General features: G+C 68.6%; 10 protein-coding genes and 1 pseudogene. 5 read left to right on the plus strand and 6 right to left on the minus strand.

Going from position 1 to position 6,790, the window contains the following annotated elements:
- The first annotated feature begins 157 nt into the window (after window positions 1-157).
- The 3 genes from ABT116_RS38045 (at window position 158) to ABT116_RS38055 (ending at window position 2,390) form a co-directional block, all read left to right on the plus strand.
- Window positions 158-1,078, plus strand: a complete 921-nt coding sequence (locus tag ABT116_RS38045; RefSeq protein ID WP_351643980.1) for an intradiol ring-cleavage dioxygenase — start codon at window positions 158-160, stop codon at window positions 1,076-1,078.
- A gap of 133 nt (window positions 1,079-1,211) precedes the next feature.
- Window positions 1,212-1,922, plus strand: coding sequence for an MFS transporter (locus ABT116_RS38050; protein ID WP_351644000.1), 711 nt, complete (start codon window positions 1,212-1,214; stop codon window positions 1,920-1,922).
- A gap of 48 nt (window positions 1,923-1,970) precedes the next feature.
- The gene (locus ABT116_RS38055; RefSeq protein ID WP_351643982.1) at window positions 1,971-2,390 is read left to right on the plus strand and encodes a hypothetical protein; all 420 of its coding nucleotides are present in this window, start codon (window positions 1,971-1,973) and stop codon (window positions 2,388-2,390) included.
- A 13-nt stretch (window positions 2,391-2,403) separates the two neighbouring features.
- Here the strand turns inward: ABT116_RS38055 and ABT116_RS38060 are convergent, their stop codons facing one another.
- Complete coding sequence (locus ABT116_RS38060) at window positions 2,404-3,015, minus strand: Uma2 family endonuclease (protein WP_351643985.1); 612 nt, start codon at window positions 3,013-3,015, stop codon at window positions 2,404-2,406.
- Between the two features lie 47 nt (window positions 3,016-3,062).
- Window positions 3,063-3,812, minus strand: a complete 750-nt coding sequence (locus tag ABT116_RS38065; protein ID WP_351644003.1) for a helix-turn-helix domain-containing protein — start codon at window positions 3,810-3,812, stop codon at window positions 3,063-3,065.
- Between ABT116_RS38065 and ABT116_RS38070 the strand changes: the two are divergent.
- Both ABT116_RS38070 and ABT116_RS38075 read left to right on the plus strand, forming a co-directional pair.
- Window positions 3,759-3,887: pseudogene (locus ABT116_RS38070) on the plus strand (transcriptional regulator); the annotation flags it as partial. The gene ABT116_RS38065 and the pseudogene ABT116_RS38070 overlap by 54 nt on opposite strands.
- On the plus strand, window positions 3,884-4,093 hold the full coding sequence (locus ABT116_RS38075; protein ID WP_351643988.1) for a DUF397 domain-containing protein: 210 nt from the start codon (window positions 3,884-3,886) through the stop codon (window positions 4,091-4,093). The pseudogene ABT116_RS38070 and the gene ABT116_RS38075, both read left to right, overlap by 4 nt.
- Before the next feature lie 399 nt (window positions 4,094-4,492).
- On the opposite strand, the gene ABT116_RS38080 is transcribed toward ABT116_RS38075, so the two are convergent.
- The 4 genes from ABT116_RS38080 to ABT116_RS38095 form a co-directional block, all read right to left on the minus strand.
- Window positions 4,493-4,771 (minus strand): hypothetical protein, encoded by a 279-nt coding sequence (locus ABT116_RS38080; RefSeq protein WP_351643990.1) that lies wholly within the window; start codon window positions 4,769-4,771, stop codon window positions 4,493-4,495.
- Between the two features lie 133 nt (window positions 4,772-4,904).
- The gene (locus ABT116_RS38085; protein ID WP_351643993.1) at window positions 4,905-5,228 is read right to left on the minus strand and encodes a hypothetical protein; all 324 of its coding nucleotides are present in this window, start codon (window positions 5,226-5,228) and stop codon (window positions 4,905-4,907) included.
- A 30-nt stretch (window positions 5,229-5,258) separates the two neighbouring features.
- On the minus strand, window positions 5,259-5,624 hold the full coding sequence (locus ABT116_RS38090; RefSeq protein WP_351643996.1) for a PH domain-containing protein: 366 nt from the start codon (window positions 5,622-5,624) through the stop codon (window positions 5,259-5,261).
- A 162-nt stretch (window positions 5,625-5,786) separates the two neighbouring features.
- The coding region (locus ABT116_RS38095) for a methionine--tRNA ligase (protein ID WP_351643998.1) at window positions 5,787-6,790 on the minus strand (1,004 nt) is incomplete at its 5' end.

The raw sequence follows: 6,790 nt of genomic DNA on the forward strand, positions 1-6,790 counted from the left end.
TGCCGGACGGGGGCCGCCCCTCGATGAGGTCCAGCAGCAGGGCGATGCTTCGCTGGCCCACCGTGGAGAAGTCCTGCCGGACGGTGGTTTCGTGTCCAGGGGTCTTACCCAGCTCTCACCCAGGCTCCTGACAGGCGCGCTCCCTAGCTTCCCTCCCATGACGGGACACGAGAAGGCCCAAGGGCCGAAGCGCAAACGGGATCTGACACGCCGTAAGGTCGTCGCCGCGGCCACCGGCGCGGTGGTGGCGGCGGGCGTCGGCGGTACGTTCGCGGCGGGCGCGTTCGCCGGCGAGGAGACGACGGCGGCGAAGGGGAAAACGGCCGGAACCTCCGGCGAAACCTGTTACAAGCTGACCTCCGAGACGACCGAAGGCCCCTACTACATCGACGCGGACAAGCTCCGCCGGGACGTCACCGAGGACCAGGACGGCATCCCGCTCACCCTGCGCCTGAAGGTGATCGACGCCGACACCTGCAAGCCCATCGCCAACGCCGCCGTCGACATCTGGCACTGCAACGCGCTGGGCGTGTACTCGGGTTACGAGGCGATGGGCAGCGGTGGTGGCGGGGGTGGTACGCCCCCCTCCGGGGCGCCGACCGGTTCCCCCACGGGCGCGCCGACCGGCTCTCCTCCGGGAGGCGGCGGGGGACACGAGGAGCCCACCGACGACGAGCGGTACCTGCGCGGCACGTGGCGTACGGACAAGAAGGGCGAGGTCGCCTTCCGTACGGTCTTCCCCGGCTGGTACCAGGGCCGCTGCGTCCACATCCACACCAAGGTGCACGTGAACGGCACCTGGACCGACGCGGGTTACGAGGGCGGCACGACCTGCCACACCGGGCAGCTCTTCTTCGACGAGGCGTCCGTGCTGGCCACGGCCGAGGTCGAGCCGTACTCCACCAACACCACGACCCGCACCACCCTCGACGAGGACACCATCTACCCGGGCAACGGCACCGAGGGCGGCCTGCTGAGGCTGAAGTACAAGAAGGGTGCCATCGCGAAGGGCGTCGTCGCGACGCTCACCATGGGCGTCGATCCCGAGGCGACGCAGGACGGCACGGGCGCGAGCTGACGCGGACATGTGAGGTGGCTGGAGCGGTTCGGCGCCCGGGTCTGGCTGACCCGCATCATGATCACCTGGGGTCTGGTGATCGTGGCGATGTGCTTCATCCACAACGTGTGGATGGTTCTACGGGCTGCGCTTCCTGCTCGGTGTCGCGGAGGCCGGCTTCTTCCCCGGTGTGCTGCTCTACTTCACCCAGTGGCTGCCGGACTCCAGCCGGGGCCGGGCCAGTGCGATCTTCCTGGGCAGCTCGGCGACGGCGTACATCGTGACCGGCCCGATCACCGGTGCCCTGCTGGAGCTGCACGGCGCGGGCGGCATCGCCGGCCGGCGCTGGATGTTCGCCCTGGAGGGCGCCTTCTCGATCCTGGTCGGCTTCATCGCCGGGTTCTTCCTGGTCTCCCGCATCCAGGACGCGAAGTGGCTGACGCCGGAGGAGAAGGAGGCGCTGAGCGAGGCGGTGGCGCGAGACAGGGAGGCGCGTGACCGCGCACCGTCGGTGTCGCGCTGGAAGCTGATCTTCCATCCGCAGGTGGCCGTTCTGACGACCGTCTTCTTCGCGATGGCGCTCACCGGCTACGCGATCACGTTCTGGCTGCCGAGTCTGGTGGAGGAGATCGGCGGCCTGTCGCCCTTCGTCAACTCCCTGGGAAATCTCGGCGGGTTCGTGTCGCCGACCTTGTTCGGCTACCTGAAGGACACGACGGGGAGTACGAACGGGGGGCTGTACACGCTCTCGGCGGCGTCGGTCCTGGCGGTGGTGGGGGTGGCGTTCGTGCGGCACACGAAGCGGGGCGAGCAGGCACGGGCCCGTGGGCGTGCGGGGGTTTCGGGGGAGGCGGCTGTGCGGTAGGTGCGACGGCTCGTGGTAAGCGTGGTCGTCCAAGGGAACGGGGGGCGTGTGGACGACCACGAGGACCAGATTCTGGCCGATGAGCTTGCGGCTCTGGCTGCCGCTGTCGGGGCCTGGAGTGGCTTGACCCGCCTCGTGGTCAAGCTGATGAGGAAGAACGTGCACGAGATCGACCTGGTCGTCGCCCTGCCGTTCGACGACGCCGTCGAGCGCGTCGCCTCCGTGCTCCAACGAGCAGGGCGAGCGGTCGGCTCAGTGCCGGAACCCGGTGCGGATCAGCGGACGATCCGTGTCGTCGCAGGCGGTGGCGCGGGCGGCATGAACCCGGTTGTCGTCACTGCCCGGGTGACCAAGGGCGGGGCTTCCGACTCGCAGATCCGGCTCCGTGCTGCCGCCAAGGAGGGCTTGATCAGGCAGCGTGCGGGCGAGCGGACCGCCACCCGTCTTGCGGCGTTGCTGACGCCGTAGCAGTCGGAGAGGCTCAGCGCTGCCCGCCGGTGCCGTCTTCGTAACGCGGCAGGCCTTCGGTGGAGATCGTCCAGTCGGCGATGGTGACGTCCTCCCCGTAGACGAAGTCCTTGCGGGTGGCATAGCGGGGGCCGTCGGGGGTGGCGTGGATGTCGGTGAGGACCGTACCGGTGCCGTTGCGGGGGTCGAAGATCGCGTAGACGGGGACGCCCATGAGGGGGTAGTCGCGCATCTTGGTGACCCAGTCGTTGTCCGGGTTCGAGCGGGAGATGACCTCCACGGCGGCGACGAGCGACCGGGGATCGAAGGAACCCTCCCCTTCCATGTCCGCCTCGGCGATCACCATCACGTCGGGCCGCCGCATGATGCCCTCGGGCTCGTCCTCCACGTCGGGCTCACCCGTGTGGGCCACGATCTCGTCCGGCATCACCTTTTCCAGGCGCTTCCGGACGCGCAGCACGGTGAGTTCGTGCGGCCTCATGGGCGACATCATGTCGAGGACGATCCCTTCCTTGGTGATCTCGAACTTGCCGGGGAGGTTGTCGTCCGCCGACTGAACGAAATCCCGCATGACCCGGTACAGGTGGGAGGCGCCCTGCCGGGCGTTCTCCGGGGCGATGGTCATGGCGCTCGCTCCTCGTCGTCTGTGCCCAGGGGCAAGGATCGTCACGTTCATGCTAGGCGGCCCTCGGGGAGATCGGTTCGGCAGTCGCGGCAGTGGCCGGGGGCCGGGCCGCGGAAGGCCCGGTCGCAGCCGTGGCAGTTCTGGAAGGGATGCCGGGTGGCCGGTGGCGGCTCGGGCCGGTGGTACGCCGGCAGCGGTGGCAGCTGGGACGTGAGGCGGTGGGCCAGGAAGGCGGCCGGGCGGCGCAGGGGCTCTGGTGGCAGGTCGCTGGTCAGGGCGTGTCGTACGGCGGTGGGGGTGAGGTCCCGTTCCAGCCAGGCGACGACACCGGGGGCGAGGTGTTCGGTGTCAGTGGCGGAGAGGAGCAGGCGGGGGTCCGTGCGGCGCAGGCCCGCCAGGACATCGGTGGCTGCCTGGAGGAGGGTGGGGGAGATGTATGCGGGCTTCGGTACGGCGGGCAGGGCGCGGGGGCGTGCGGGCTTCTGCTGCGGGGCGGTTGCCGATCGGCGGGGCGGGGGCTTGGGGGGTGCCGCTTCGGGTGTGTCGCGGTCGCGGTGGCCTCGGGGCTGATTGCAGGAGACGGTGCGGGTGACGATGCGGCCGGCCGGTGTGCGTTCGCGGGTGCGGCTCAGGTAGCCGTGGGTCTCCAGCTCGCGCAGGGCGGCGGCGATCCGGGTGGGGCCCTCGGGGAAGCGGGCAGCGAGGGACTTGATGTCGATGCCCGCGCCGGTGGGCAGCGACTGGACGGCCGACCGGTTACTGAGCCACGACAGCTCCGTATCCTCGAACTGCGGTATGGCATCATCCGGGCTCAGGCCCTCTCGCCGCGGCAGTCCACCACCTTCATCGAGCAACTGCTGGGGGAGACATGATCCGGAACATCTCGGCTGAGGGAGCCTCCGGACCGGCTTGGTTCAAGAGCAGCTACAGCAGCAGCAGCGAAGGCGACTCCTGCGTCGAGGTCGCCGTCACCCCCGGCACCGTGCACGTTCGCGACTCCAAGAACGTCGAAGGCCCCCGTCTGGCGATCACGCCCGGCGCCTGGGCGGACTTCGTGGCCCACGCTTCAAGGCACTGACCGGGTGGGCTCCGGACCTCTGGGGCTTCTACTTCTCGACGAACAGATCCTCCGGTGTGTCCACCGTGGCGGAAGACCTCCTTGGGGACCGTGATGTCACGAGTCTCCAAGAGCCGTTGGACCGCGCCGGCCAACGCCGCGTTGTATCCGGCGGTGTACCCCCGAACCCATTCCTCGTCCTCGTGTTCGTCATCGGGCCGCTTGTCCACCCGGGCCCGGATGCGGGCCATGTCCTGGAGAGAGAGGGAGCCTTGCTGTCTCAGTTCCTCCAGCCCGGAACGGAAATCGCCCATTACTCGCTCCGGCGGAATGCCCAAGCCCATGCATGTCAGTGTGAACCGGAGCAACTCGTGAAGTTCCGGTGCGGCGTCCGGATCGTCGATCACGATCGCCCCGGGGTCAGGTCTCGGCCCGGTCCGCGGCGGGCGCCGCGTCCTCGACGAAGAGTTCGTCGACGCTCTGCACGTGGGGCGTCCGGTCCAGCCAGCGGTTCAGGAGGTCGAGGTCGGTACAACCGGCGATGCGGTCCCGGGCCTCCTGGGGGACCGAGACGCCTCGTGCTTCGAGGAAGCGGAGAATGGCCTTGGCTTCGCCTCTGGCCTCGCCCTTGGCCTCGCCCTCGAGGTAGGCCTTCTCCATCACCGTGCCCCGGCCGGGGAAGTAGTTGACGAACGTCACGATATCCCTCCATTTGTCTCCGGCGGGGGTGTCCCCCAACGCCGAGTCGAGGAAGTATGGCGTCGATGTGGGGGGTGTTGGCGTGAGCTGGTGATCACCGGGAGGTTGTCCGGTCCGACGACCAAGGGGTACGTCATCTGGACGATCCAACCACGCGTTCCACTGGAGAAGGGGCCGGTCGCCCACTTGGTGCGAGCAGAAAGTCCTCCCCGTCGGACGGGCCGATGCGCAGCACGGTGTCGATGTGGCGCGCCAGGGGCCTGGCTTCCGTCACGTCGGTGCCGATCGCGTAGACGGCCGCCTTCTCGGGGAACGCGATGCCCAGCACCCCGAAGACCGGGGAAAGGATCTCAGGCCGCTCCTGGAAGATCCGATGCATGCCTTCATGGGCTGATGTGACCATGTGGGCCATGTAAGTGGGCAGAGGGCCGTATTCCGGCGGATGGAAGGTGTTCACCCTTTCGAGCCTGGGAGAAACGTTCCCCGGCTACCTCGCCACGAACTGCGTCAGGATCGCCTGGACCTCGTAGATGTCGACGCCCTTCGTGAAGGTCTTCTCGATGGGGGTCGGGGTGCCGGAGATCCAGATCTTCAGCTCGGCGTCCAGGTCGAACGTGCTGGCCGTTTCCACCGAGAAGTGGGTGATGCTGCGGTAGGGGACCGAGTGGTACTCGACCTTCTTGCCGGTGATGCCCTGTTTGTCGATCAGGATCAGGCGGCGGTCGGTGAAGAGGATGGTGTCGCGGATCAGCAGGAACGCGGCGTGCACCTGCTCGCCGTGGCCGAGGAGGCGGGCGTAGTCCTGCTGGGCCGACTGCGGGTTCACGGTGTGCGCGTTGCCGAACAGTGCCATTGGTGTCCCCCCAGGTGGGTGCCCGGACCGTCTGGTTGGCCGGGTGCCTTGCTCATCCTACGAACCGAGGCTTCGCAGGGCGACGAGCGTGGGGACGAGCCTGTCGGGAGACGCGTCCGCCCCCAGGAGGAGATCCCCCTAGGGGCGGACGCGGGGCGGGAGTTACGCCGACTCGCCGCCGAAGCGCTCCTTGTACGACTCCAGGTCCTCGTCCGTGAGCTTGGCGAACAGCACCGGCGGGATGGTGAAGGGGGTGCCGGCCGGGACGGTGGTGAGGGAGCGGGCCTCGTCCGCGGTGACCCACGCCGCCGTGTCGTTCTCCAGGGAGAACGCCTCGCGCATCTTCTTCGCCGACGTCGGGATGAACGGCTCGGAGACCACCGCGTAGAGGTGGATGAGGTTCATCGCCGTACGGAGGGTGAGGGCCGCGCCCTCCGGGTTGGTCTTGATCTCCAGCCAGGGGGCCTTTTCCTCCAGGTAGGAGTTGCCCGCCGACCACAGGGCACGCAGCGCGGCCGCCGCCTTGCGGAACTGGATGGCCTCCATCTGGGCCTCGTACTCCGCGAGCAGGCGGGCGATCTCGTCGCCCAGCTTCGTCTCCGCCTCGCCGGGCTCGGCGCCCGCCGGGACCTCCTCGCCGAAGCGCTTCTTGGAGAACGACAGGACGCGGTTGACGAAGTTGCCGAGGGTGTCGGCCAGGTCCTTGTTCACCGTGGCGGTGAAGTGTTCCCAGGTGAAGGACGAGTCGTCCGACTCCGGGGCGTTCGCCATCATGAAGTAGCGCCAGTAGTCGGCCGGCAGGATGTCGAGGGCGTCGTGCGTGAAGACGCCCCGGCGCTGGGACGTGGAGAACTTGCCGCCGTAGTAGTTCAGCCAGTTGAAGGCCTTGATGACGTCGACCTTCTTCCACGGGGCGCGGGTGCCCAGCAGGGTCGCCGGGAACATCACGCTGTGGAAGGGGACGTTGTCCTTGCCCATGAACTGCGTGTAGTGGACGTTCGCGTCCGACTCCCACCACCAGGAGCGCCAGTCGCGGTTCTCCGGGTCCTGGTCCGCCCACTCCTTCGTCGCGCCGATGTACTCGATCGGGGCGTCGAACCAGACGTAGAAGACCTTGCCCTCCGCGGCGAGGTCCGGCCAGGTGTCGGCGGGGACCGGGACGCCCC

Origin of the sequence: Streptomyces sp. NPDC002130 (assembly GCF_040296465.1) — a bacterium.
Taxonomy (GTDB): domain Bacteria; phylum Actinomycetota; class Actinomycetes; order Streptomycetales; family Streptomycetaceae; genus Streptomyces.

Bases quoted from the DNA above. Each gene is read 5' to 3' on its own strand.
- ABT116_RS38075 (WP_351643988.1), top strand. From the start codon at position 3,884: ATGATCCGGAACATCTCGGCTGAGGGAGCCTCCGGACCGGCTTGGTTC.
- ABT116_RS38090 (WP_351643996.1), bottom strand. From the start codon at position 5,624: ATGGCACTGTTCGGCAACGCGCACACCGTGAACCCGCAGTCGGCCCAG.
- ABT116_RS38060 (WP_351643985.1), bottom strand. From the start codon at position 3,015: ATGACCATCGCCCCGGAGAACGCCCGGCAGGGCGCCTCCCACCTGTAC.
- ABT116_RS38045 (WP_351643980.1), top strand. From the start codon at position 158: ATGACGGGACACGAGAAGGCCCAAGGGCCGAAGCGCAAACGGGATCTG.